Consider the following 25,204-nt stretch of genomic DNA (forward strand, 5'->3'; position numbering starts at 1 on the left):
GCCCGGTCACATTCCGAACCCGGAAGCTAAGCCTCACAGCGCCGATGGTACTGCAGGGGGGACCCTGTGGGAGAGTAGGACACCGCCGGACTTCTTCTGTGAAAGAGCCACCCATCGCTGGGTGGCTCTTTTGCGTTAACGCGCTCAACGGCGGTCGAATCCCAGACGGCTCTCCAGCATCCGGGAGGCCTCCTGGACGGCGGCGGTCGGGTCGGCGTCGAGATCGCCTTCCCACGTGACGGCCACCGCGGCTGCCGGCCACCCCGCATGATCCCGCACGGCGACCGCGACGGAACGGAAGCCGGCGGTCACCTCGCCGTCCTCCGTCGCGACGCCGTTCTGCCGCACCACCCGCAGCAGTTCGCGCAGTTCCGACGGGGTCTCCGGTCCGCGTCCGGTGCGGAGGGTGAACGCCGAGGCATCCGGATACAGCGCCCGCACCTGCGTGCGGGGCAGTGAGGCGAGCATCGCCCGACCGGTCGCGGTGAGGTGCGCGGGCAGCCGCACGCCGACCTCGGTGACCAGGGCGGGGCGACGCACCGCGCGCTCCTCGACGATGTAGAGCACGTCGCGGCCGCTCATCACCGCCAGGTGCGCGCTCTCGCCCAGCCGGTCGGCCAGTGTGGCGATCAGCGGGCGGCCGAGTCGCGCCAGCGGCTCCTGGCGAGAGTAGCCGCCCGCCAGCTCGAACGCGCTCGTCCCGAGCCCCCAGCGTCGCTCCTGCGGCAGGTGCACGACGAATCCGTGTCCCTCGAGCGTGGCGAGCAGGTGGTAGACCGTGGAGCGCGGGATGTCGAGATCCCGCGCCAGCGCGGATGCGGCGATCGGGGCGGCCCGGCGCGCGAGGTGCCGCAGGATGCGCAGGGTCTGGTCCGCAGCGGGTACCTGCGGTCGCGGTGCCGTTCCTGCACCGATTGAAACGTCTGAGATCACAGACACAGTCTGCACCGTGCTCTCCCGAAGCGCAGCTCCAGGGTGTGGAATCGAGACATGCAGCATTCCTCCTCCGTGATCGTCGGCGCCGCTCCGCTGTCGCCCGACCACGTCGTCGCCGTCGCACGCCATTTCGCGAGGATGGAGATCGCCGAATCCGCGCGAGTACGGGTGTCCGAGGCCAGACGGGTCGTCGAGGGAATGGCCGCCGACCCGGAACCGCACTACGGCGTGTCCACCGGCTTCGGGGCGCTGGCGACCACCTTCATCGCTCCGGATCGTCGCCGGCAGCTGCAGCTGAGCCTGATCCGTTCGCACGCGGCGGGCACGGGTCCGGAGATCGAGATCGAGGTCGTGCGCGCCCTGCAGCTGCTGCGACTGCAGACGCTCGCCTCGGGGCACACCGGAGTGCGCCCGGTGGTCGTCGACACCTACGCCGCCATGCTCGATGCCGGCATCACGCCCGTGGTGCGCGAGTACGGCTCGCTGGGCTGCTCGGGCGACCTCGCACCGCTCGCCCACGTCGCGCTGGCCGCCATGGGGGAGGGCGAGGTGGTCGTGGCCGGCGCCGACCGCGCGCCGTCGGAGCGCATGCCGGCCGCCGAGGCACTCGCCGCTGCCGGCATCGAACCGCTCACGCTCATGGAGAAGGAGGGCCTCGCCCTCATCAACGGCACCGACGGCATGCTCGGCATGCTGGTGCTGGCGCTCCACGACCTCGAGAAGCTGGTCAGCACCGCCGACCTCGCCGCGGCGATGTCGATCGAGTCGCAGCTCGGCACCGACGCGGTGTTCGCGGCCGATCTGATGGCCCTGCGGCCGCAGCGGGGCCAGGCGGCATCCGCGGCGAACCTGCGGGCGTTCCTCGGAAGCTCGCCGATGGTCGCCAGCCACAAGGGCCCCGAGGACGGTCGGGTGCAGGACGCGTACTCGCTGCGCTGCTCTCCGCAGGTGCACGGCGCGGCGCGCGACACGATGGCGCATGCGACGCTCATCGCCGAGCGCGAGCTCACCTCCGTCATCGACAATCCCGTCATCACGTCGGACGGGCGCATCGAGTCGAACGGCAACTTCCACGGTGCGCCGATCGCCGCCGTGCTCGACTTCCTCGCGATCTCGGTCGCCGATGTGGCATCCGTCTCCGAGCGTCGCACCGACCGCGCCCTCGACCCCGCGCGCAGTCATGGGCTGCCCCCGTTCCTCGCGCATGAGGTGGGAGTCGACTCCGGGCTGATGATCGCCCAGTACGCCGCCGCCGGCATCGTCTCCGAACTCAAGCGCCTCGCCACCCCGGCATCCGTCGACTCGATCCCCTCCTCGGCCATGCAGGAGGACCACGTCTCGATGGGCTGGGCGGCGGCGCGCAAGCTGCGGCGCGCGATCGACGGACTCACCCGCGTGCTGGCCATCGAGATCCTCACCGGCGCCAGGGCGCTCGACCTGCGCGCACCGCTCCAGGCCGGACCCGCCACGGGGGCGGTTCGCGATCTCGTGCGCACCGTGGCCGACGGCCCAGGACCGGATCACTTCCTCTCACCCGACATGGAGGCCGTCACCGAGCTCGTACGCTCGGGCGCCGTCCTCGCCACTGCGAAGGAGCACGCGAATGTCTGACACCGCGACGGAACCCCGATCGATCCGCGCACCGCGTGGCAGCGAGCGCACCGCGAAGAGCTGGGGTGCCGAAGCCGCCAAGCGGATGCTGATGAACAACCTCGATCCCGAGGTCGCCGAACATCCCGAGGACCTCGTGGTCTACGGCGGTACGGGGCGAGCCGCGCGCAGCTGGGAGGCGTACGACGCCATCGTGCGCACCCTCGACGAGCTCGAGCCCGATGAGACCCTGCTCGTGCAGTCCGGCAAGCCCGTCGGAGTCTTCCGCACCCACGAATGGGCGCCGCGGGTGCTCATCGCGAACTCCAATCTCGTGGGCGACTGGGCGAACTGGCCGGAGTTCCGCCGCCTCGAAGCGCTCGGGCTCACGATGTACGGCCAGATGACCGCGGGTTCGTGGATCTACATCGGCACTCAGGGCATCCTGCAGGGCACCTACGAGACCTTCGCCGCCGTGGCGCGCTCGCTGGGCCGTGAATCGCTCGCCGGCACCCTGACGCTCACCGCCGGCGCCGGCGGCATGGGCGGCGCGCAGCCGCTCGCCGTCACGCTCAACGAGGGCGCGGTGCTGATCGTCGACGTCGACGAGTCGCGCCTGGCCAGACGGGTCGAGCACGGGTACCTCGACGAGTACACCACCGACCTCGACGCCGCGATCGCACGCGTCATCGCGGCGAAAGATGCCGGAGAGGCACTATCGGTGGGCGTGCTCGGCAATGCCGCCGAGGTCTTCCCCGAACTGCAGCGCCGGGGTGTGCCGGTCGACATCGTCACCGATCAGACCAGCGCCCATGATCCGCTCGCCTACCTGCCGGCCGGCATCGCGTTCAGGGACTGGAAGGCCGAGGCCGAACGCGACCCCGCGGACTTCACCCGCCGTTCGCGTGAGTCGATGGCCGCGCATGTCGCCGCGATGGTCGCGTTCCAGGACGACGGCGCGGCCGTGTTCGATTACGGCAACTCCATCCGTGCCGAGGCGCAGCTGGGAGGCTTCGACCGGGCGTTCGCGTTCCCCGGCTTCGTGCCGGCGTACATCCGCCCGCAGTTCGAGGAGGGGCGCGGTCCGTTCCGCTGGGCGGCGCTCTCGGGTGATCCGGAGGACATCTACGCCACCGACCGCGCCATCGCCGAGCTGTTCCCCGAGGACAAGGCCCTGCACCGCTGGCTCGAGAAGGCCGCCGAGAAGGTGCACTTCGAGGGCCTCCCCGCGCGCATCTGCTGGCTCGGCTACAAGGAGCGTCATCTCGCCGGGCTCAGGTTCAACGAGATGGTCGCCTCGGGCGAGCTGAAGGCGCCGATCGTCATCGGGCGAGACCATCTCGATTCCGGATCGGTCGCCTCCCCGTATCGCGAGACCGAGGCCATGAAGGACGGCTCCGACGCCATCGCCGACTGGCCGCTGCTGAACGCGCTGCTGAACACCGCGTCCGGCGCGAGCTGGGTGTCGCTGCACCACGGCGGCGGCGTCGGGATCGGCCGCAGCATCCATGCCGGCCAGGTCATCGTCGCCGACGGATCGCCGCTCGCCGCGCAGAAGCTGGAGCGCGTGCTCACCAACGACCCCGGCACCGGAGTGATGCGTCATGTGGACGCCGGGTACGAACACGCTCGCGACATCGCCCGCGAGCGCGGTCTCACGGTGCCGATGCTGTGACTGCCACACTGATCACGAACATCGGCGAGCTGACGACGAACGCCGGCTCGCCTGAGGACCGCTTCGGCACGCTGACCGACGCGGCGGTGCTCATCGACGGTGGTCGCATCGGTTGGGTCGGTACCGTGGCGGATGCTCCGGATGCCGACGAGACGGTGGATGCCGAGGGAGCCGCGGTCATCCCGGGGTTCGTCGACAGCCACAGCCACATCGTCTTCGGCGGCGACCGCGCCGCGGAGTTCGAGGCGCGCATGGCGGGACAGGGCTACGCCGCAGGCGGCATCCGATCGACGGTGGCGGCCACCCGCGCGGCGACCGAGGAGGAACTGCGCACCCGCGTCCGCGGCTTCATCGACGAGATGCTCGCGCAGGGCACCACCACGGTCGAGATCAAGAGCGGCTACGGACTGGACATCGCCGCGGAGGAACGACTCGTACGGCTCGCGGCCGAGGTCACCTCGGAGGTCACGTTCCTCGGCGCCCACGTCGTCCCCGCGGAGTACGCCGGCCGCGCCGACGAGTACGTCGACCTCGTGACCGGGGAGATGCTCGACGCCTGCGCACCGCATGCGAAGTGGATCGACGTGTTCTGCGAGACCGGCGCCTTCACGGTCGCGCAGTCCCGCCGCGTCCTCGAGGCCGGCATCGCGCGCGGACTGATGCCGCGGGTGCACGCCAGCCAGCTCGGTCCGGGGGAGGGCGTGCAGCTCGCGATCGAACTCGGCGCGGCATCGGTCGACCACGGCACGTACCTGACCGACGCCGACGTGGAGGCGCTCGCCGCATCCTCGACCGTGCTCACCCTGCTGCCCGGCGTGGAGTTCTCGACACGGCAGCCCTACCCCGACGCGCGCCGCCTGATCGACTCCGGAGTGACGGTGGCGCTGGCCTGCGACACGAACCCGGGGTCGAGCTTCACCTCGTCGATGCCGTTCTGCATCGCCGTCGCGGTGCGCGACATGGGGATGACCCCGGCCGAAGCGGTCTGGGCGGCCACCGCCGGCGGCGCTCGTGCGCTGCGCCGCGACGACGTCGGCGTCATCGCGCCCGGCAAGCGCGCCGATCTGCTGCTGCTCGACGCACCCACCCGCGTGCACCTGGCCTACCGGCCGGGCGTCCCGCTGGTGCGCCGGGTGTGGAAGGACGGCGCGGCCGTCCGCTGAAGCGGCGACCCCCGTGCCGCCTCATCGGGGTAGCGTGGACGGATGGCACGGACACTCATCATCGGCGGCCACGGCAAGGTGGCCCTTCTGCTCGCTCCGCTGCTCGCCGCTCGCGGCGATGAGGTCACCGCGGTGATCCGCGATCCGGACCAGCAGTCCGACCTGCGCGAGGTGGGCGGCACGCCCGTGGTGTTCGACGTCGAGCACGAGAGCCGCCAGGCACTGGCGCGGCTCATCGCGGGACAGGACGCCGTGGTGTGGTCGGCCGGCGCCGGCGGCGGGAATCCCGCACGGACGACGGCCGTCGACCTCGAGGCGGCGACGCGCTCGATGGATGCGGCCGCGGATGCCGGGGTGCGGCGTTATGTGATGGTGTCGTACTACGGCTCGGCGGTCGACCACGGCATCGACCCCGCCGATCCGTTCTTCGCCTACGCGGAGGCGAAGGCGAGGGCGGACGAGCATCTGCGCTCCTCCGCGCTGGACTGGACCGTGCTGGGCCCCAGCCGGCTGACGCTCGAGCCCGCCACCGGCAGGATCGACGTGGCGGCACCCGAGTCCGGCGAGGTCTCGCGCGCCGACGTCGCGCAGGTCATCGCGCAGACGCTGATCGAGCCGGCGACGATCGGCCGCACGATCCGATTCAACGCCGGTGAGACGCCGATCGCCGAAGCGCTCGGTCGGTAGAGCAGCAGCTCAGACGCGGTCGGTCAGCTGCGTCTCACCGGTCTCCCGCGCGCAGTTCGCGCAGCAGAAGATCCGGCCGTCCGTCTCGACCCCGTGGCCGATCACCCGGCATCCGCAGTGCTCGCACTCCGGCGCCATCGCGTGGATCGCGCACTCGAAGCTGTCGAAGGTGCCGACGTCGCCGCCGCGTGTCACCACGATCATCTTGTCGTAGACGTTCCCGCACACGTCGCAGACGCCCTTGGTCGTGCCGCTGTCGGTGGGTGCGATGCTCATGCGGCGCCCCTTTCGGCCTCGAGACGCTCGCGCAGCATCTGCTCGCCCTGCTCCGGGCTGTTCTGACCGGTCATGTCTCCTCCTCTGTCGTGACCTGTCAGCATGCACCGCTGATCGGATTCGCAGGAGGGGGTGGCGCGAGCGGGCGAGGCGACGTAGCCTCGCGCTCGATCAGAACCGCACGAGAAGCGCGACGGCGCGACTCGGTGTCGTCACCGGCGCTCCCGGGACGCGAGCCCGGCGAGCAGCTCCAGTACGCACAGTGCGGTCAGGCGCACCGTGCGCTGATCGGCGACGTCGGCGCTCGCGTCGACCTCGACGAGGTCGGCGCTCACGACGCGGTGATCGGAGGCCACCGCGCGGGCCAGGGCGCGCAGCTCCCAGGCCTGCAGTCCTCCCGGCAGGCTCGCGGGGCATCCCGGCGCCACCGAGCGGTCGGCGACGTCGACGTCGACATCGAGGTGGATGCGCGCCTCACCACCGGCGCCGGCGATCTCGACCGCCTCCGCCGCGACGTCGTCGATGCCGCGTCGCCGCAGCTCGTCGATCGTGATCACCCGGATGCCCCACTCCTGCGCGCGCCGTGCGTAGGCCCTGGAGTTCGCGAAGTCGGCGATCCCGATCTGCACGATGCGACGCGGGTCGATCCGCTCGGCATTCGGCGCGTCCTGCACGAGGCGCCGCACCGGCGACCCGTTCGAGACGCCGTCGCGCAGATCGAAGTGCGCGTCGAAGGTGATCAGTCCGGTCGCCCCCGCACCGCGAGCCACCGGGTAGGTGACGGAATTGTCCCCACCCAGCGCGATCACGAACGCCGAGCTCAGCTCACGCACCCGCGCCACCGTGGCCTCGACGCCCTGCGCGGTGTCGGGGTCGGTGACGTCGCCCGCGTCGGCGATGCGCAACGCCGCGTTCAGATCGACGACAGGCGGGCCCATCAGCGTCGCACTGTAGCGCGCCAGCGCCTCCCGCACGGCGGCGGGCGTGGCGTGCGCGCCGGTGGGCGAGAGCGAGGTGCGCCATGCCGGCACGCCCAGCAGCACGGCATCCGCACCGGCGTCGAAGGCGGGCCAGGACCCCGCGCGGGGCCAGAGCGGGTCGTGAGAGAGTGCCATGTCAGCCTCCAGAGGTCGCGCGGTTCAGATGCCGGGGATCACCGCGTGCGCGACGGCGAAGATGGCGAGGCCCGCCAGCGCGCCGACGACGGTGCCGTTCAAGCGGATGTACTGCAGGTCACGGCCGACCATCAACTCGATCTTCTCGGTCGTCTCGGCGGGATCCCACTTCTCCACCGTGTCGGTGATGATCGAGGCGATGTCATGCCGGTACCGCTCGACGAGGAACACCGCCGCGTCGGTGGCCCACCCGTCGACCCTGGCCTGCAGCACGGGGTCGTTCGCGAGGCGCGCGCCGATCTCGCTGAGGGCGGATGCCGCGCGGCGGCGCAGTCCGCTCTGCGGGTCGGCGAGGGCGGAGAGCAGGCCGGTCTTGGCGGTCTCCCACGCCTGCGCGGCCAGCGCGATCACCCGCGGGCTGTCGAAGACGGCCGCCTTCGCGCCCTCGAAGCGGTCGCGCACGGCGGGATCGTGCTGCAGAGCTTCGGCAAGGCGCGAGAGATAGCCGTCGAGCGCACGCCGCGCGGGATGCTGCGGGTCGGTCTGCACCGCCGTCACGAAGCGCACGGCCTCGTGATAGACCGTCTCGTCGACGAAGCGGTGCGCGAGCTTGGGCACCCAGCCGGGCAGACGCCGGGAGACGAGCCCGCTGAAGGTGTGGGCGTTGGCCTCCAGCCAGCCCGCGATGCTGTCCACGGCCAGGTCGACCGCGCCGCGATGGGCGTCGGCCTCGACGATGCGCTGCAGCCAGCCGCCGGCCGACGGAGCCCAGTCCGGTTCGACCAGGTGCTCGCGCGCGAGGTCGGCGATGAGGTCCTGCACGTCGTCGTCGCTGAGGGCGCGCAGCACCGCGGCGGCCACGGTCGCGCCCTCTGCGGCGACCCGTTCGGCGTGCGCGGGTTCGCGCAGCCACTCGCCGAACCGTCGCGAGAGCGCGGCCGTGGTCAGTTTGGCGCGCACCACCTCGCCGGACAGGAAGTTCGTCTCGACGAACTCGCCCAGGGTGTGGCCGATCTCGTCCTTGCGGGTCGGGATGATGGCGGTGTGCGGGATGGGCAGCCCGAGCGGGCGCCGGAACAGCGCGGTGACCGCGAACCAGTCGGCGAGCGCGCCGACCATGCCGCCCTCGGCCGCCGCCCGCACGTACTCGAGCCACGGATGCTGCTCACGCAGCCAGAACGCGACGACGAACAGCGCCGCCATCAGGATCAGCGCACCGAGCGCGACGGCCTTCATCCGGCGCAGGCCGCGCAGCCGCTCCTGATCGGCGGGCGAGAGCAGCGCCATCGGAGTACGCGACATGCCCACATCCTTTCACGCGGACTACGCTCGAAACGTGATCGACGACATCAAGAAGCGCGCGCTGCACCGCACCAGCATCCTCGAGGGTCAGCTGCGCGGCATCGCGCGGATGATCGAGAACGAGGACTACTGCATGGACATCCTCACCCAGACCCGCGCGATCCAGCGATCCCTGGAATCGCTCAACCGCCTGCTGCTCGAGAATCATCTGCGCACCCACGTCGCCCACATGTTCGAGCAGGGCGGTGAGCAGGGCGATCAGGCCGTCGACGAGCTGCTGAAGGCCTTCGACTTCGACCGCAAGTAGGGCGCGCTCACGCCTCGAGCGGCCCGAGCCATGCGCTCGCCGCCGTGGAGTGCGCCGACTCCGGGTCCGAGGGGTGGAACATCCCCGCGAGCACATCCCGGTAGAGCCGTGACAGCTCGTTCGCGCTGAAGTAGGAGCCGCCGCCGGCGACCAGCATGGCCTCGTCGACCACCTGCTTCGCCATCACGACGGCGCGGTGCTTGACGCCAGAGAGCAGCGTGAACCAGCGTCCGCCATGGTCGGCGAGCGCGTCGACGTCGCGCGCGACCGCGGCGATCTGCGGCGGCAGTGCGTCGTACGCGAGCGCCATTCCGGCGATGCGCCACCGGATGTCGGGGTCCTGGCTGTAGGCCGCTCCGGTCTTCTTCGAGCGCCGCTTCTGCGCGGCGGCCGCCGCCAGCTCCAGCGCCCGGCGGGCGATGCCGGTGTAGACCGAGGCGAGCAGCAGCTCGAAGACGCTGAAGATGCCGAACACGATCGGATCGGGGTTCGGACCGGGATCGATGCGGCGCACCACGTGCTCGGGCGCCGAGACCGCGCCGTTCAGCCGGGTCGTGCGGCTCTGCGTGCCGCGCATGCCCAGCGTGTCCCAGTCGTCGCTCGTCGCGACCGCATCCGTGCGGTCGACGAACGCGAAGACCAGCTTCGGGGCATCCGGGCTGGTCGTGTCGAGTCCGTGCAGACCGAGCTTCGTCCATACGGGCGCGAGCGAGGTGAAGATCTTCGTGCCGGTGAACGCGTACCCGCCGCCGTCCTGCGGCGCCGCATCCGTGTCGCTGCCGAACAGCACCAGATCGTTGCCGCCCTCGCTGATGCCGAAGGCGAACACCTCGCCGGCCACCGCGCCGTCCTGCACGAACTCGAGACCGGGCACGGCGCGGTCGCTGAAGACCTTCGCGACGCCCGTCCAGACGAGATGCATGTTGATCGCCAGTGCCGTGGCGGGGGCGGCGGTCGCCAGCCGCTGCTGCAGGACGGCCGCCTGCTCCAGGCTGAGCCCCGCCCCGCCGCGTTCGGCGGGCACGAGGATCGACAGGTACCCGGCTGCACGCAGCTCGTCGAGATCCTGCTGCGGGAAGGTGTTGTCGCGATCGTGCACCGCGGCGCGCTCGCGGATGCGCTCGAGCAGGTCGTCGGGAAGGAAGGCGGCGGGGTCGAAGCCGGTCATCTCAGTGCCTCCAGGATCTGACGGATGGTCTGGTCGGGTCGGTCGCGGTGCGGGGAGTGGCCGGCACCCGGCACGACCGACATGGTGATGTGCGGGTTCTCGAGCACGGACGCCGCGAGGTCTCCGTTGAACAGGCTGTAGACCGCGGGATCCGCACCGACGATGTGCGTGCGGACGGCCAGGCGCGCCGCATCCGGTCGCACATCCCACGGCTGGTTCTGCGCGCTGGTCTGCGCCACCGCCCACACGCTGGCCCGTCGCACCGCATCGACCTTCAGCTCGACGTCCTGCGGGTGCCACTGCGGATGCTCCGACCGCACCGTTTCGACCGTCGGGGTGGCGAAGGCGCGCTCCTGGCTGCGCCGGATGATGCCGGCATCGCGACCGGCGACGTGGATGGCCGGGTCGATGAGCACGAGACGCTTCGTCCAGCCGGCATCGGAGGCCGCGGCCACCACGCTGGAGGCGCCGCCCAGCGAGTGTCCGATGACGGCATCCCACGCGCCGCCGGCCTCGGGCCGGGTCGCCGCGACGTCGGCGCCGTAGGCGGCCACCGAGTAGTCCAGGGCGCGCGGCGCGTCGCCGTGGCCGCGCAGGTCGACCGCGGTCGCCCGCCAGCCCTCGTCCGCCACGGCGGCGCCGATGCGCCACATCAGCGCTGCCGAGGAGCCGAGCCCGTGCACGAGCAGGACCTGGCGGGGACCGTCGCCCCAGATGAGACGGGGAAGCGTGAGCGGTGCGGGCACCGTCCCAGCCTATGCCGCGGCACTGCGCGGATCTCAGGCGATGATCGCCTGCACCGGCTCGGTGTCGGGATGCGGGCTCGGGTCTCGGTGGCGCAGGTCGGGGAACCCGCGCACGAAGACGATCGAGACGACGAGCCCCGTGAACGCGAACAGCACCGCGGCGAGGTACGCACCGGCGGGGCCACCCGCGTCGATGAGGATGCCGGCCACCGCGGAGCCGGCGGCGGCGCCGATGAGCTGACCGGTGCCCGCCCACCCGAAGGCCTCGGCGGTCTCGCTGAACTTCACGCTGGCGGTGGTGATCGCGAACAGCACCGCCAGAGCGGGCGCGATGCCGATGCCGGCGAGCAGCAGCGTGCCGCCGATCCAGTAGATGTTCAGCGTCACCATCGTCAGCGACAGGCCGATCGTCACGATCAGCAGGCGCCTGGCCATCGCCCAGCGGCCGATGGGGATGTGCCCGAAGGCCAGCCCGCCCGCCAGGCTGCCCACCGAGAACACCGCCAGCACGAGCCCGGCCTCCAGCCCGCCGTGGCCGAAGGTGGCCACCACGCCGACTTCGACGGCGGAGCAGGCGCCGATGAGCAGGAACCCGATCACGGTGGCGAGCATGACGGGCGGCTTGAGCACGACCCGCCCGAAGGCGCGGCGACTGCGCGGGATGCGCACCCGCCCGACTTCGGGGGAGAGGATGAACCATCCGCCGCCGACGACGAGGATCACCGCGACCAGCAGCAGGCCCTGCGTGGTGCCCGCCTGCGTGGAGACGACGGTGATCACCACGGGCGCCAGGATCCAGATGATCTCCTGCATCGAGGCGTCCAGGGAGAACAGCGGAGTGAGCTGGCCGGCGTTCACGAGCTTCGGGTAGATCGTGCGGACGGCCGATTGCACGGGTGGGGTGGAGAGGCCGGCGAGCAGCGCGAAGGCCATGTACCCGGCGAGCTCGAGCGGCAGCAGCGCGAGGGCGAGCACGGCGAGCACGCAGACCGCCAGGGTGAGGCCCAGCACGCGTCGCATGCCCCATGCGCCCATCCAGCGGCTCGTCACCGGCCCGGCGACCGCCTGGCCGACGGATGCCGCGGCGAGCACGATGCCGGCCGCGCCGTACGACCCGGTCTGCTGTTCCACGTGCAGCAGGATCGCCAGGCTGATCATCCCGTTGGGAAACCGCGCCACCAGCTGCGCGGCGATCATCCGCGCGACACCCGGTGTGCGAAGAAGATCCCGATATCCCGCCACCAGAGAACCCTATCCGTGGTCCGCGCACGGGCGCGAGGGGGACGGATGCCGCGACACGCCGCGACACGCCGAGAAGCGTTCTCCACAGGAAATCCGATGTCGGAGGGGACGCGTAGCGTCCTCCCTGTGGATGGATCCGGACCGGCCGCTCGCAACCCGCGGGAACACGCGGTTCCGGAGGACCGGATCGGCATCCGCGGCTGTGGAAGGAATCGTGGACAACGTGTGTTTAACCAGTGGAGAGCGGTGGAAAACTACACGGATGTAACTACTATCCCTAGTGGTCGGTCGTAATGTCCGTCCCTATATGTAGTATTGAAGTCCCGGCGGGGGTTCTGCCTGGAGAAGCTGAGATCTGAGGGGAAGAGACGGGAATCATGTCGATCACGGTCTACACCAAGCCTTCGTGCGTGCAGTGCAATGCGACCTACCGCGCCCTCGATGCCAAGGGCATCGAGTATGAGATCCACGACCTCTCCGAAGACGCTTCGGCGCTCGAGCAGGTCAAGGCCCTGGGGTACATGCAGGCCCCGGTCGTCGTCACCGACGAGGACCACTGGTCGGGCTTCCGTCCCGACAAGATCGACGAGCTCGCGGCCCGTCTGGCGTGAGGTGAGCGGCCATGAGCGCAGTCGCGACCACCGCGCCGCTCCTGGTCTACTTCTCGAGCGTCTCGGGCAACACCGCACGCTTCATCGAGAAGCTCGGGCTCCCTTCCCGCCGCATCCCGCTGCACCGCACTGACGAGCAGCTCGTCATCGACGAGCCGTTCGTGCTCGTCACCCCCACCTACGGGGGCGGTCAGGGCCGCGGCGACGAGAAGGGCGCCGTTCCCAAGCAGGTGATCCGGTTCCTCAACGACGAGCGCAACCGGCGTCACATCCGCGGAGTGATCTCCACGGGGAACACCAATTTCGGTGAGGCGTTCTGCCTCGCCGGAGAGATCATCAGCCGCAAGTGCCACGTGCCGCACTTGTACAAGGTCGAGGTATTCGGCACGCCGGACGATGTCGAGCGAGTGAGCGACGGATTGGAACGATGGTGGACATTGCAGTTGAGCATGCAGAGCATGACGCAGTGACGGCGCAGGCGGACTTCAAGGTCAACCCCGCGTACGAGGGGCTCGACTATCACGCCCTGAACGCGATGCTGAACCTGTACGACGCGAACGGGAAGATCCAGTTCGAGGCCGACAAGCGCGCCGCGCGGGAGTACTTCCTGCAGCACGTGAATCAGAACACCGTATTCTTCCACTCCCTCAAGGAGCGCCTCGACTACCTGGTCGAGAAGCAGTACTACGAGGGCGCCGTCATCGACAAGTACTCGTTCGAGTTCGTGCAGAAGCTCAACGACCTCGCCTACTCCAAGAAGTTCCGCTTCGAGACCTTCCTCGGCGCGTTCAAGTACTACACCAGCTACACGCTGAAGACCTTCGACGGCAAGCGCTACCTCGAGCGCTTCGAGGACCGCGTGGTGATGACCGCGCTGGCCCTGGCCGACGGCGACGAGAAGCTCGCCGTGAGCATGGTCGAGGAGATCATCTCCGGCCGCTTCCAGCCGGCGACCCCCACCTTCCTCAACGCCGGCAAGGCGCAGCGCGGCGAACTCGTCAGCTGCTTCCTGCTGCGCATCGAAGACAACATGGAGTCGATCGCCCGCGGCATCAACTCCGCTCTGCAGCTGTCGAAGCGCGGCGGCGGCGTCGCGCTGTCGCTGTCGAACATCCGCGAGGCCGGCGCGCCGATCAAGCAGATCGAGAACCAGTCCTCGGGCATCATCCCCGTCATGAAGCTGCTCGAAGACAGCTTCAGCTACGCCAACCAGCTCGGCGCGCGTCAGGGCGCCGGCGCGGTGTACCTGTCGGCGCACCACCCCGACATCATGCGCTTCCTCGACACCAAGCGCGAGAACGCCGACGAGAAGATCCGCATCAAGACGCTGTCGCTGGGTGTCGTCGTGCCCGACATCACGTTCGAGCTGGCGAAGAACGACGAGGACATGTACCTGTTCTCGCCGTACGACGTGGAGCGCGTCTACGGTGTGCCCTTCGGCGACATCTCCGTCACCGAGAAGTACCGCGAGATGGTCGACGACTCGCGCATCAAGAAGACGAAAATCAACGCGCGCGAGTTCTTCCAGACCATCGCCGAGATCCAGTTCGAGTCGGGTTACCCGTACATCATGTTCGAGGACACGGTGAACAAGGCCAACCCGATCAAGGGCCGCATCAACATGTCGAACCTGTGCAGCGAGATCCTGCAGGTGAACACCCCGACCACCTACAACGACGACCTGTCGTACAAGGAGATCGGCAAGGACATCTCCTGCAACCTCGGCTCGATGAACATCGCCCTGTCGATGGACGCCGACGACCTCGGCCAGACCGTCGAGACCGCCATCCGCGCGCTCACCGCCGTCAGCGACCAGAGCCACATCGGCTCGGTGCGCTCGATCGAGGACGGCAACGACCGCTCGCACGCGATCGGTCTGGGGCAGATGAACCTGCACGGCTACCTGGCTCGCGAGCACGTGTACTACGGCTCCGAAGAGGGCATCGACTTCACGAACATCTACTTCTACACGGTGCTGTTCCACGCGCTGCGTGCGTCGAACAGGATCGCGATCGAGCGCGGCGAGACCTTCGACGGCTTCGAGGACTCGAAGTACGCCTCGGGCGAGTTCTTCGACAAGTACATCGACCAGGCCTGGCTGCCCGCGACCGAGAAGGTCAAGGAGCTCTTCGCCGGCAAGCACATCCCGACGCAGCAGGACTGGATCGAGCTGAAGCAGAGCATCCAGAAGCACGGCATCTACAACCAGAACCTGCAGGCCGTGCCGCCGACCGGCTCGATCTCCTACATCAACAACTCGACCTCGTCGATCCACCCGATCGCCTCGAAGATCGAGATCCGCAAGGAGGGCAAGCTCGGCCGCGTCTACTACCCGGCGGCGTTCATGACGAACGACAACCTGGAGTACTACCAGGACGCGTACGAGATCGGCTACGAGAAGGTCATCGACACCTACGCGGCGGCCACCCAGCACGTCGACCAAGGCCTGTCGCTGACGCTGTTCTTCAAGGACACCGCCACCACGCGCGACATCAACAAGGCACAGATCTACGCATGGCGCAAGGGCATCAAGACGATCTACTACATCCGCCTGCGGCAGCTGGCGCTGGAGGGCACGGACATGACCGAGTGCGTCTCCTGCATGCTCTGAGCCGACGCCGGAATCTTCGAGAAGGAACGAGATGACCCCCGAGCAGATCAAGCTTGCGACCCAGGTGCAGGCGATCAACTGGAACCGCATCCAGGACGACAAGGACCTCGAGGTCTGGAACCGTCTGGTGAACAACTTCTGGCTGCCCGAGAAGGTGCCGCTGTCGAACGACATCCAGTCGTGGAACACGCTCACCGCCGAGGAGCAGACCCTCACGATGCGGGTGTTCACCGGTCTGACGCTGCTGGACACCATCCAGGGCACGGTCGGCGCGGTCTCGCTGCTGCCCGACGCCCTGACCCCGCACGAGGAGGCGGTGTACACCAACATCGCGTTCATGGAGTCGGTGCACGCGAAGAGCTACTCGTCGATCTTCTCGACGCTGTGCTCGACGAAGGAGATCGACGAGGCGTTCCGCTGGTCGGTGGAGAACGAGAACCTTCAGAAGAAGGCGCAGATCGTGCTGCACGACTACCGCGGCGACGAGCCCCTGAAGCGCAAGATCGCGTCCACGCTGCTGGAGTCGTTCCTGTTCTACTCCGGCTTCTACCTGCCGATGCACTGGTCGAGCAGGGCGAAGCTCACCAACACGGCCGACCTCATCCGCCTCATCATCCGCGACGAGGCCGTGCACGGCTACTACATCGGCTACAAGTACCAGCGCGGGCTCGAGCAGGTCGACCAGGCCAAGCGGGACGAGCTGAAGGACTACACGTTCTCGCTGCTGTACGAGCTCTACGACAACGAGGTGCAGTACACCCAGGACCTCTACGACGGCGTCGGCCTGTCCGAGGACGTCAAGAAGTTCCTGCACTACAACGCCAACAAGGCGCTGATGAACCTGGGCTACGAGGCGATGTTCCCGTCGAGCGTGACGAACGTGAACCCGGCGATCCTCTCGGCCCTGTCGCCGAACGCCGACGAGAACCACGACTTCTTCTCGGGCTCGGGCTCCTCGTACGTCATCGGCAAGGCCGAGGCCACCGAGGACGACGACTGGGACTTCTGACGAGCTGGAGATTCTGAGAGCGTTGTTCTTCTCCTCGACCAGCAGATCGTGGAGCTCCTTGGCGTCTGCCTGATCTCCGCGGCTACAGAGCCTACGCGGACTCTCGAGCGACAAGAATGAACTCTACGCCGAGGTCCGACTCAGGAACGTCGTCGGGGCGGGACAGCGCGTGAGCGATCCGTGTGGCGCTTCGCTTCATGGATTCGGGGGACTGTTTGACGGCCACCGAGGTGAGAGCCGGCACGGTGAGGGCGGCCAGGAATGAATCGTCCGCCCCGACAACGGCCAGGTCATCCGGAACTCGCAGGCCGAGACGGTGGGCAGCCGACAGCACGGGTAAAGCTGTCGCGTCGTTGTGCGCCAGGACTCCGTCGACGGAGGACGCGTGTGCGCGGAGATCGTCCGTCAAGGCGTCCAGGTCACCGGTCCACCACAGGTGCACAGGTTCGGGCAGGCCGAGAGCCGCGCATCGCTGGCGGAGGTGATCGGTACGGGTCTGCACGGGCACGGCTTCATCAGCGGCGGTGGGGGAGACCGTTGCGAGATTCCTCCTTTCCGCGTTGACAAGGTGATCCATCTGGATCTCAACCGGTGCCACAAGGATCTCGGTCCAACTCGACGGCGGTACAAGCGGCACGACAAGGATCTGGCGACGAACTAGTTCTTCAATCGTCTCCGCATCATTGAACGCGTCGAGGACCGCATCGGCATTCGTGGATTCGACAAGCTTGAGAAGGTGAGCGAGGGCGTTCTCACTAGGTGGGAAGTGGGTCAGCAGCGTCCATCCGGCGTCGTCGAGGACGGCGGACAAGATGGAGAAGTATTCGTCGCGGGAGCTGGCGGCGGGGCCTTCTGGTGCATTGAGGATGACCACACGCGATCTGCCGCCGCGAGCAAGGGTCTGAGCGGCGCGCGACGGCGAGTACCCCAGGGATGCTGCGGCGGCGTGCACGCGAGCACGCGTCGCGTCGGAGATTCGCTGGCCGGGGGTGTTGTTGAGCACGTAGCTCACAGTCGGCTGCGATACGCCGCTGAGCTTGGCGACGTCGCGGCTCGTGGGTTGGCGCTGGTCGGGCATTCACCTAGCTTCGCACGCTGAAACGACAGGAATGCGCTATTCTGTGACAACCGCTTATGCGTATAAGCAGTTCGAAGGAGAACTCATGGCCCCCTCATCTCCGGCTTCGACCCACCCATGGTGGACCGCCATCGTCTGCGGGATGGCGTCGTATATCGACGCCGCCGCGCTCATCACCTGGTCAGTCGCCCTCGTCATCTACCAGGAAGTGCTGGGGCTGACGCCCGTTCAGATCGGAATCCTGTCCGGGCTGCTGACGACGGGAATCGCAGTGGGCTCGCTCGTCGGCGGCCGGATGGGCGACCAGTTCGGCCGCCGCTCGGTCTTCCTCGTCACCATGGCGGCAATCGCGGCCGGCGCGGCGGCCATGATCTTCGCCGCAGAGTTCCCGATGATGGTCGTCGGTACCATCCTTGTCGGACTCGCCGGAGGCGCCGACCTGCCGGTCTCACTCTCTACCATCTCCGAAGCCGCGCCGGAGCGCAGTCGCGGGCGCATGATCGGGTTCAGCCAGCTGCTGTGGATTGTTGGCAGCGTGGTCCCCGGACTCCTCGCCGCGGGTGTCGCCGCGCTGGGACGCGGGGGTGGCCAGATCCTCTTCTCGCACCTGGCCATCGCGGCCGTCGTCGTTTTCGTCGCCCGTCTCACCATCCCGGAATCCGCCCTTTGGCTGAAGTCCCGCGACGAACGACGCGCCGGGATCGCGACGACACGAGCTGACCGCGCCAGCGTGAAAGACCTCTTCCGCGCCCCCTACGCTGTGCCGTTCTTCGGATTGGTTTTGTTCTTCGGGCTGTTCACCACCGGAGGCAATACCGTCGGCCAGTACAGCACGTACCTCTTGGTCAACGGCGCAGGGGTCAGCGTCGAGACGGCGAGCGTCGCACTCCTTGCGGCACTTCCCGTCGCGCTGGGTGGAGCGCTCGGCTTCATGAAGGTGGTCGGTGGTCGTCGTCGGTTCGCCTGGTTCACGGCGGGCGGCATCATGGTCATCGCCGCGTTCCTCCTCCCCGCCGTCGCCGGGCTCACCCTCACGACCTTCCTGATCTCTCTCGTGCTCATGTCGTTCGGAGGAGCGTTCGCCAGCGACAGCATCATGAAGTTCTGGACGCAGCGGTCGTTCCCGACACTGCTCCGAACGACCGCGCAGGGCGCGATCATCGCCGTCGCCCGCTTCGGTGCGGCCGGCTTCGCGTTCGTTGCCCCGCTCATCATCGAGCAGGGCCCCTCGACCTTCTACTTCATAGTTGCCGTCCTCGTCACGGCCGGCCTCATGGTCGGTTGGCTCGTGTTCCGCACTCGTGATGCGCACGATGAGTTCCGCACCGAGGACGAACCGGACAACGAGCCGATCGAGCGACCTGAACTGTCCACACCAACGAACTGACGAGAATGCATTCCCTTCTGACCAATCGCCTCCATAACCCTCTCGGTCTTGGTGATTCGACACCGGAGCTGTCCTGGTCGGTCGACGCCGACGACCCTGCGGGCTTCGAGCTTCAGGCAAGCGCGACACCCTCTTTTGACGGCGCGCTCCTCTGGACAGGCCGCAGCGAGGGGACGGTCGTCGAACGGCACGCCCGGTTCGGAGGGGTGCTCCAGTCGCGTCAGCGCGTGTGGTGGCGAGTACGCAGCGTCGACGACGAGGGATCCCTCGGCGAATGGAGCGACACGGCCTGGTTCGAGATGGGGCTGCTCGAACCACGGGATTGGAACGCTCAGTGGATCACCGGTGGTGACCCGCAGGTGCCCGAAACGTTGTACTTCAGCGGAACGATCAACGTCCCCACGGATGTAGTGAAGGCTCGAGCATATGCGACGGCCCTGGGCTGGTACCGCCTCATCGTCAACGGCGTCGACGTGACCGGACCGGCGCTCGTGCCGCGGTGGACCCCGTTCGACTCCTGCGTGGAGTATCAGGTGTACGACATCACCGAGGCGCTCCAGGAAGGCGCCGTGCGCGTCGGGATGGTCGTCTCCGAGGGGCGCTTCCGTGGGAAGCTCGGAGGGCTGTCGCTGGCGAACAGGTACGGAGACCGATTGGCAGCCATCGCGCAGATCGAGCTCGAGACCGCCGATGGCGACGTCGTCCGGTTCCGTACCGACGAGACATGGTCGGTCGGACGTGGACGCATCAAGAACTCCGATCCCAAGCACGGCGAGCACGTCGACCTTCGTCTTCCAGACACATGGGACACGATTCGCGAGCGTGCTGACCACGCGCCAGTTGAGCTCCTCCCCATGCACCCGCGCACTCTCATCGCAGAGGAGGTCGCTCGGGTAACGCGCACAGGCACGCGTCGGGGAACAGTTTCCCGCACGCCGTCCGGGTCGACCCTCATCGACTTCGGTCAGAACTTCTCCGGTGTCGCCGCGGTCCGCCTGGGTGGACGAGAGGGAGCCGAGGTGTCGCTTGCCTACGGTGAAGTCCTTACTCCCGAAGGTGAGCTCGACACCACCTATCTGGGAAACAAGGAGGGTACGCCGTGGTTCCAGACTGACTCCGCGATCCTTGGCGCAGAACCGGAGTGGTGGACGCCGGCGTTCACGATCCATGGTTTCCGGTACCTGGTCGTCTCGGGGGACCATGAGCCTTTAACCGAGGCGGACGTCGAGGGCATCGTCATGACCACCGATCTCTCAGAGACCGGAATGTTCACGAGTTCCGACGAGCGGTTGAACAAGCTCCACGAGAACATTCGCTGGTCGATGCGGAGCAACTTCACCGACACTCCCAGCGACTGCCCTACGCGCGAGCGCAGCGGCTGGACCGGTGATGTGCAGACCTTCGCGGCAACCGCCATGATCCTCGCCGACACGAATCGATATCTCCGCCGCTATCTCCGAAACCTCGCCATCGAGCAGTTCGATGACGGCCGTGTCCCCGTGGTGATCCCCAGTGAATCGTCGCAGCATTCGCGCGGCATCGTGGAGAAGCTGTTCGCACTGCAGTCGTCCTCAGTGGGCTGGGGCGACGCTGCCGTGATTGTCCCCTGGGAGGTCTACTGGCGTTATGGGGACGAACGAGCGCTCGAAGAGGCTTACCCTGCAGCTCGAGCCTGGGTCGAACAGCTCGCCCGACGAGCCGCGCGCAAGCGTCACGTCAGCCGATGGACGCGCGCCGGCCGACGTGACGAGCGGTACATCGTGGATACAGGATTCCACTTCGGAGAGTGGCTTCGCCCGGGTGAGGATCTCGGCTCGGCGCTCGTCGGAAATCTCCTGCGCCCTCCCGCCGTGGTGGCAACGGCGTATCTCGTGCACTCGGCAACGCTGCTCACCCGCATGGCGCGCGTACTCGGTCACGACGACGACGAGCGGCGCTACTCTGCACTTTCCACGAACGCTCGCCGCGCATGGAATCGGGCGTTCGTCTCGGACGGCGGATCCCGGATCGGTGCGGATAAGCAGGATGACTACGTCCGGGCGCTGGGTTTCGATCTGCTCCCGAAGACGAACCGACCGGCCGCGCTCACTCGCCTCGAGGAGCTCATCACCGAGGCCGATGGTCATCTTGGGACCGGGTTCCTCAGCACACCGATGCTCCTACGGGTGCTCAGCCGAAACGGACGCGCGGACCTCGCGCGTAAGATCCTCATGCAGCCGACCGCGCCGTCGTGGATTGCGCAGATCGAACGCGGAGCGACTACGACGTGGGAGACGTGGGAGGGGTACAAGCGCGATGGGCACGCCTATCGCTCGCACAACCACTACAGCTTCGGTTCGGTCGCTCAGTGGCTGCACGAAGATCTGGCAGGCCTCCGCCCAGCAGCGCCGGGTTACTCGAAGATCGTCATCGAGCCCACGCCTATTGACGGCGTGGACCATGCGAGCACGTCGGTGGCCACACCTCACGGCACTGCCGCGTGCTCGTGGAGTCGCACGGCCGAGGGGATCAACGTCACCATCACGGTACCCCCGGGGGCGGTTGCCGAAGTTCGACTTCCGCACTCGGTCTTCTCGTACGGCCCCGGCATTCACACCATCACGCCGCACCGCGTGAGGACCTCCTGAGCGACAGATGACGCAGCCGAAACGGACGTCGCTCGATGGAGTGTGGGTCTGTCGGCGCCCTGGCAACTCTCACCGACCGACTTCTGCTCACCGCTCGGGTCGCGAATCCTGAACGGCGCGCGTCGCGAATGCGTCGACGGGCTACTCGGTCCAGCGGTGAGGCGCTCGGACGCAGTAGATGCATCAGCGCTCTCGTTCGTGGTCGAGGTTGCACGGTAGCCACCGGTCTGCGATGGCGATGTTGTGCGCGCACCAGGCGTTCGTCGACCATCTCGCCCCAGGCAAGGACGGCGACGAACCGACGGAAGAGTTCGCCGACGTCGACGCCACCATCGCGGACTACGTATGGCTGCCGATCCGCTTCGAGGGTGACCGTCCGCTGGACTCACCCGAATCGGGTCGGGCCCAGCCGACGGCCCGCAGCACCTCACGTGCGGACTCGACCTCGGTCCGGTCGTGGGTGGAGACGAGGACGTCTCGGATGTCCTCCAGGTCGGTTCTGCCGGCGTGGTGGTCCACCCACCGGCGCAGCGCTTCGCGCCATTCGTCGGTGGGCTCCCGCGCGGTGACCCTCGCCTTGAGCACGTCGACGGGCGCGGTCAGTTCGCAGACGACGAAGGATGCCGCAGGGATCGCCGCTCGCAGTCGCTCGAGACGCTCGGCGTCGGCGATGACGGTGGGGATGATCATGCGGATGCCGGGCACCTGGGTGTAGCGGGACCAGATCGCCGCGAGATTGCCGAGCCAGAAATCGGGACCAGGCGAGGGGAACACGAGATTCAGCTCGTCGACGTCGATGACCCCGTGCGCGACGCCCTCGGCCCTGAGCAGCTCCGAGATGACGCGGGCGAGCGTCGTCTTGCCGGAGCCGGGGGACCCGTGCAGGATCAGCACGTGCGCGGAGTTCATCGCGCGAGGGGCCATCACTTCACGGCCTCGTCTCGCCGCCTCGTTCACGCCTGCGCGCTGTAGTCCGGCAGCTGCTGAAGCGTCCAACTGTTGCCGTCGGGGTCGTCGAAGGTGACGAACCGGCCCCAGGCGAGCTCATCGACACCGCGTGCCGCCACACCGAGGCCCTGCAGATGCGCGAGCGCCTCATCGGCGTCGGGCACGACCACCTGGATGGTGTTCTGCAGGCCAGGCTCGAGGTCGATGCCGAGTCCGGTGCCGAAGGCGATCGAGCACGCCGATCCGGGCGGGGTCATCTGCACGAAGCGCAGTTGCTCATCGACCTGCTGGTCGTGGTCGGCGTTGAAGCCGATCTTCACGTAGAAGTCCTTCGCCCGGTCGACATCGGTCACCGGCACGAAGATGAGCTCGATCTTCCAGTCCATGTTCCTGCGCCTTCCTCGAGATCACGAGAGCGGCTGCTCCCGCGGTCACGCTACACCGGGGCACGGACAAAGCACCTCGGCCCACCGCCGACACATGCCGACCGTCGTATATCGACCCGCGTAGCCTGGAGAACAGCGATCGGCATCCGCCCTTGGCTTTCATGGCTCAAGGGCTCCCGATCAGCAGGAGAAGATCATCACTCTCAATCAGATCGACACTCAGGTCGACACAGCGGTCGACACCGAGGTCGACGCCACGGCGGCGACGCTCGGGCCGATCCGCCAGACCTACTCCGGAACCGCCGAATTCCCGCCGATGGCGCAGGCGTACAAGCAGGTGTCGCAGGTCGTCCGCGAGACCGGGCTGCTGCGGCGGGCTTCGTGGTTCTACATCTTCGTCGCCTCGGGCATCGCGCTGGCCTTCCTCGGCTGCGTCACCGGTTTCATCCTGCTCGGCGACAGCTGGTTCCAGCTGCTCATCGCCGGCGCGCTCGGCATCGTCTTCACCCAGGTCGCGTTCCTCGCCCACGAGGCCGCGCACCGTCAGATCCTCAGTGCGGGACCGGCGAACTTCCGGCTCGCCCGCATCCTCGCCGGAATCGTCGGCATGAGCTACTCGTGGTGGGACTCCAAGCACACCAAGCACCACGGCAATCCGAACCGCGTCGGCAAGGACCCCGACATCGAGGTCGACACGATCTCGTTCCTCGACACGGATGCCGCTCAGTCCCGCGGCCTGATCCGCCTGATCACCCGCAAGCAGGGGTGGCTGTTCTTTCCGCTGCTCACCCTGGAGGGCCTCAACCTGCACTACCTCAGCGTGAAGCACCTCGTGTCGCAGCGCGCGGTGAAGGGGCGCTGGACCGAGCTCGGCATCATCGCCCTGCGCTTCGCGGTCATCCTGGTGCCGGTGTTCCTGCTGCTGCCGCTGGGCATGGCCTTCGCCTTCATGGGCGTGATGCTCGCGGTTTTCGGCGTGTACATGGGCGCCTCGTTCGCCCCGAACCACAAGGGCATGCCGATCATCCACCCCGACGCCAAGCTGGACTTCTTCTCGAAGCAGGTGCGCACCTCGCGCAACATCTCCGGCGGCTGGTGGGCGACCTGGCTGATGGGCGGCCTGAACTACCAGGTCGAGCACCACCTGTTCCCGAACATGCCACGGCCGCACCTGTCCAAGGCGCGTGCGATCGTTCGCGAGTACTGCAACGCCAACAGCGTGCCGTACACCGAGACCAGCCTGGGGCGCTCCTACGCGATCGTCATCGAGTATCTGAACCGCGTCGGTCTCGCCGCGCGCGACCCGTTCGACTGCCCGGCCGCCGCCCAGTTCCGCCGCGCCTGACCGCCGCTCAGGCGGCGGGGTACCCCTGCTGCTTGAGCAGCCGCGCCAGATGCGCCGCGTTGGCCGCGGCCGTGGCCGTCGTCTGCGCCACCTTCTCGGGGGTCTCGGGCAGGTCCTTGTAGTCGGTGGCCTGCATCGCCTCGCCGTTCCAGTAGATCGAGCCCTGGGCGGGGATCGTGAAGCCCACGTCGCCGAGCGCCTGGTACAGCACCGCGGTGATGTGATGCGCGCCGTCCTCGTTGCCGACCACGACGGCCAGCGCCACCTTGTCGAAGAGGATGGGGCGGCCCTGGTCGTCCGTCTCCGAGAGTTCGGCGTCCAGCCGTTCGAGCACCCGCTGCGCCACGCTGGAGTGCTGACCGAGCCAGGTGGGCGTCGCGAACACGACGATGTCTGCGGCGAGCACACGCGAACGCAGCGACGGCCACTCATCATCCGCGCCCATGTCGGTCTGGACGCCGGGGAGGATGCGGTGATCGACAGCACGGATGCGGTCGGCCGTCACACCGTGCTCCGCCAGTGCGCTGAGGACCTGCTCACCCAGCACGTGGGTGCTCGATCCAGCCGGCGACGGCTTGAGGGTGCAGTTGATCAGAAGTGCGCTGAGCTGTTCGTCCATGTCGGCACGGTAACCACAACGCACGGTCTCGCCGCGAGGGGGTTCCGCCGGCCGGAACGATGCGCTACCCGGGAGCGATCAGAGTCCCCGATGCCCCGCCCACCGCTCGGCCGCGGCTGTCGCAGCCCCGGTGATGAGCGCATCGATCTCGGGTGAGTGGCGCACCGCGAACGACACGTACGCCCCGCGTCCCCCCGCGACGGGACGGCCGTAGGCCTTCGCGGCGAGCGTGCCGTCGGGAAGCAGCCGCACCGTGATGGATTGCAGTTCGAACCTCTGGCCCCGCCGCTCGTCCTCCCAGCGCAGCTGCGGCGGAATGGCCACGTTCAGGGCGAGCGCGCCCACGTCGATGCTGTTTCCCACGAGTACGAGGCTA

24 protein-coding genes and 1 rRNA gene are annotated in these 25,204 nt (G+C 68.1%); 13 read left to right on the plus strand and 12 right to left on the minus strand.

The genetic code is table 11. The annotated features are described in order from the left end of the window. Positions 1-91 (plus strand): 5S ribosomal RNA (gene rrf / locus ACFWH5_RS14410); the annotation flags it as partial. Positions 92-144: 53 nt separating this feature from the next. On the opposite strand, the gene ACFWH5_RS14415 is transcribed toward rrf, so the two are convergent. After that, on the minus strand, positions 145-939 hold the full coding sequence (locus tag ACFWH5_RS14415; protein ID WP_378835829.1) for an IclR family transcriptional regulator: 795 nt from the start codon (positions 937-939) through the stop codon (positions 145-147). Positions 940-990: 51 nt separating this feature from the next. Between ACFWH5_RS14415 and hutH the strand changes: the two genes are divergently transcribed. Genes hutH through ACFWH5_RS14435 form a run of 4 tightly spaced genes read left to right on the plus strand, consistent with a single transcriptional unit; the run spans position 991 to position 6,051 of the window. After that, the gene (gene hutH / locus ACFWH5_RS14420; RefSeq protein ID WP_378835832.1) at positions 991-2,547 is read left to right on the plus strand and encodes a histidine ammonia-lyase; all 1,557 of its coding nucleotides are present in this window, start codon (positions 991-993) and stop codon (positions 2,545-2,547) included. Beyond that, positions 2,540-4,201, plus strand: coding sequence for a urocanate hydratase (gene hutU / locus ACFWH5_RS14425; protein ID WP_378835834.1), 1,662 nt, complete (start codon positions 2,540-2,542; stop codon positions 4,199-4,201). Before hutH ends, hutU begins: the two co-directional genes overlap by 8 nt. Next, on the plus strand, positions 4,198-5,364 hold the full coding sequence (gene hutI / locus ACFWH5_RS14430; protein ID WP_378835837.1) for an imidazolonepropionase: 1,167 nt from the start codon (positions 4,198-4,200) through the stop codon (positions 5,362-5,364). Before hutU ends, hutI begins: the two co-directional genes overlap by 4 nt. A gap of 42 nt (positions 5,365-5,406) precedes the next feature. Next, positions 5,407-6,051, plus strand: coding sequence for an SDR family oxidoreductase (locus ACFWH5_RS14435; RefSeq protein ID WP_378835839.1), 645 nt, complete (start codon positions 5,407-5,409; stop codon positions 6,049-6,051). Between the two features lie 9 nt (positions 6,052-6,060). Here the strand turns inward: ACFWH5_RS14435 and ACFWH5_RS14440 are convergent, their stop codons facing one another. The 3 genes from ACFWH5_RS14440 to ACFWH5_RS14450 form a co-directional block, all read right to left on the minus strand. Continuing rightward, the gene (locus ACFWH5_RS14440; protein WP_378835841.1) at positions 6,061-6,327 is read right to left on the minus strand and encodes a hypothetical protein; all 267 of its coding nucleotides are present in this window, start codon (positions 6,325-6,327) and stop codon (positions 6,061-6,063) included. Positions 6,328-6,539: 212 nt separating this feature from the next. Further along, entirely contained in the window at positions 6,540-7,442 is a 903-nt protein-coding gene (locus tag ACFWH5_RS14445) for an agmatinase family protein (protein WP_378835843.1), read from the minus strand. A 24-nt stretch (positions 7,443-7,466) separates the two neighbouring features. Continuing rightward, on the minus strand, positions 7,467-8,744 hold the full coding sequence (locus ACFWH5_RS14450; RefSeq protein WP_378835846.1) for a DUF445 domain-containing protein: 1,278 nt from the start codon (positions 8,742-8,744) through the stop codon (positions 7,467-7,469). A 34-nt stretch (positions 8,745-8,778) separates the two neighbouring features. On the opposite strand from ACFWH5_RS14450, the gene ACFWH5_RS14455 reads away from it, so the two are divergent. Continuing rightward, entirely contained in the window at positions 8,779-9,051 is a 273-nt protein-coding gene (locus tag ACFWH5_RS14455; RefSeq protein WP_378835849.1) for a metal-sensitive transcriptional regulator, read from the plus strand. 7 nt (positions 9,052-9,058) lie between these two features. On the opposite strand, the gene ACFWH5_RS14460 is transcribed toward ACFWH5_RS14455, so the two are convergent. From ACFWH5_RS14460 to ACFWH5_RS14470, 3 genes are read right to left on the minus strand one after another with little or no spacing between them, the layout of a single operon-like run. Next, on the minus strand, positions 9,059-10,219 hold the full coding sequence (locus ACFWH5_RS14460) for an acyl-CoA dehydrogenase family protein (RefSeq protein ID WP_378835851.1): 1,161 nt from the start codon (positions 10,217-10,219) through the stop codon (positions 9,059-9,061). Continuing rightward, on the minus strand, positions 10,216-10,965 hold the full coding sequence (locus ACFWH5_RS14465; protein ID WP_378835854.1) for an alpha/beta fold hydrolase: 750 nt from the start codon (positions 10,963-10,965) through the stop codon (positions 10,216-10,218). The genes ACFWH5_RS14460 and ACFWH5_RS14465 overlap by 4 nt, the downstream gene beginning before the upstream one ends. Before the next feature lie 33 nt (positions 10,966-10,998). Next, entirely contained in the window at positions 10,999-12,207 is a 1,209-nt protein-coding gene (locus ACFWH5_RS14470; protein ID WP_378835856.1) for an MFS transporter, read from the minus strand. 377 nt (positions 12,208-12,584) lie between these two features. Between ACFWH5_RS14470 and nrdH the strand changes: the two genes are divergently transcribed. From nrdH to nrdF, 4 genes are read left to right on the plus strand one after another with little or no spacing between them, the layout of a single operon-like run. After that, positions 12,585-12,818, plus strand: coding sequence for a glutaredoxin-like protein NrdH (gene nrdH, locus ACFWH5_RS14475; protein ID WP_182253815.1), 234 nt, complete (start codon positions 12,585-12,587; stop codon positions 12,816-12,818). Between the two features lie 11 nt (positions 12,819-12,829). Then, positions 12,830-13,288, plus strand: coding sequence for a class Ib ribonucleoside-diphosphate reductase assembly flavoprotein NrdI (nrdI, locus tag ACFWH5_RS14480; protein ID WP_378835859.1), 459 nt, complete (start codon positions 12,830-12,832; stop codon positions 13,286-13,288). Continuing rightward, complete coding sequence (gene nrdE / locus ACFWH5_RS14485; RefSeq protein ID WP_378835862.1) at positions 13,285-15,429, plus strand: class 1b ribonucleoside-diphosphate reductase subunit alpha; 2,145 nt, start codon at positions 13,285-13,287, stop codon at positions 15,427-15,429. Before nrdI ends, nrdE begins: the two co-directional genes overlap by 4 nt. Before the next feature lie 31 nt (positions 15,430-15,460). Continuing rightward, positions 15,461-16,438, plus strand: coding sequence for a class 1b ribonucleoside-diphosphate reductase subunit beta (gene nrdF, locus ACFWH5_RS14490; protein ID WP_378835865.1), 978 nt, complete (start codon positions 15,461-15,463; stop codon positions 16,436-16,438). Between the two features lie 91 nt (positions 16,439-16,529). Here nrdF and ACFWH5_RS14495 read toward each other — a convergent pair whose 3' ends face one another. Further along, positions 16,530-17,516 carry a LacI family DNA-binding transcriptional regulator gene (locus ACFWH5_RS14495; RefSeq protein WP_378835867.1) on the minus strand — a complete coding sequence of 329 codons (987 nt, stop codon included), beginning with the start codon at positions 17,514-17,516 and terminating at the stop codon, positions 16,530-16,532. A gap of 85 nt (positions 17,517-17,601) precedes the next feature. On the opposite strand from ACFWH5_RS14495, the gene ACFWH5_RS14500 reads away from it, so the two are divergent. Both ACFWH5_RS14500 and ACFWH5_RS14505 read left to right on the plus strand, forming a co-directional pair. Next, positions 17,602-18,903: an MFS transporter gene (locus tag ACFWH5_RS14500; RefSeq protein WP_378835870.1), complete on the plus strand. Its 1,302-nt coding sequence runs from the start codon at positions 17,602-17,604 to the stop codon at positions 18,901-18,903. Between the two features lie 5 nt (positions 18,904-18,908). Beyond that, positions 18,909-21,530: a family 78 glycoside hydrolase catalytic domain gene (locus ACFWH5_RS14505; protein WP_378835873.1), complete on the plus strand. Its 2,622-nt coding sequence runs from the start codon at positions 18,909-18,911 to the stop codon at positions 21,528-21,530. A 339-nt stretch (positions 21,531-21,869) separates the two neighbouring features. Here the strand turns inward: ACFWH5_RS14505 and ACFWH5_RS14510 are convergent, their stop codons facing one another. Both ACFWH5_RS14510 and ACFWH5_RS14515 read right to left on the minus strand, forming a co-directional pair. Continuing rightward, entirely contained in the window at positions 21,870-22,439 is a 570-nt protein-coding gene (locus ACFWH5_RS14510) for a hypothetical protein (protein ID WP_378835875.1), read from the minus strand. A 44-nt stretch (positions 22,440-22,483) separates the two neighbouring features. Next, positions 22,484-22,864, minus strand: coding sequence for a VOC family protein (locus ACFWH5_RS14515; RefSeq protein ID WP_378835878.1), 381 nt, complete (start codon positions 22,862-22,864; stop codon positions 22,484-22,486). A gap of 211 nt (positions 22,865-23,075) precedes the next feature. Between ACFWH5_RS14515 and ACFWH5_RS14520 the strand changes: the two genes are divergently transcribed. Then, the gene (locus tag ACFWH5_RS14520) at positions 23,076-24,209 is read left to right on the plus strand and encodes a fatty acid desaturase family protein (protein WP_378836294.1); all 1,134 of its coding nucleotides are present in this window, start codon (positions 23,076-23,078) and stop codon (positions 24,207-24,209) included. 7 nt (positions 24,210-24,216) lie between these two features. Here the strand turns inward: ACFWH5_RS14520 and ACFWH5_RS14525 are convergent, their stop codons facing one another. Together ACFWH5_RS14525 and ACFWH5_RS14530 are read right to left on the minus strand one after the other, a co-directional pair. Continuing rightward, on the minus strand, positions 24,217-24,828 hold the full coding sequence (locus ACFWH5_RS14525) for a flavodoxin family protein (RefSeq protein WP_378835880.1): 612 nt from the start codon (positions 24,826-24,828) through the stop codon (positions 24,217-24,219). A 78-nt stretch (positions 24,829-24,906) separates the two neighbouring features. Beyond that, positions 24,907-25,191, minus strand: coding sequence for a hypothetical protein (locus ACFWH5_RS14530; RefSeq protein ID WP_378835883.1), 285 nt, complete (start codon positions 25,189-25,191; stop codon positions 24,907-24,909). Positions 25,192-25,204 lie beyond the last annotated feature (13 nt).

Origin of the sequence: Microbacterium sp. NPDC058345 (genome assembly GCF_042723855.1) — a bacterium.
Classification (GTDB): Bacteria; Actinomycetota; Actinomycetes; order Actinomycetales; family Microbacteriaceae; genus Microbacterium.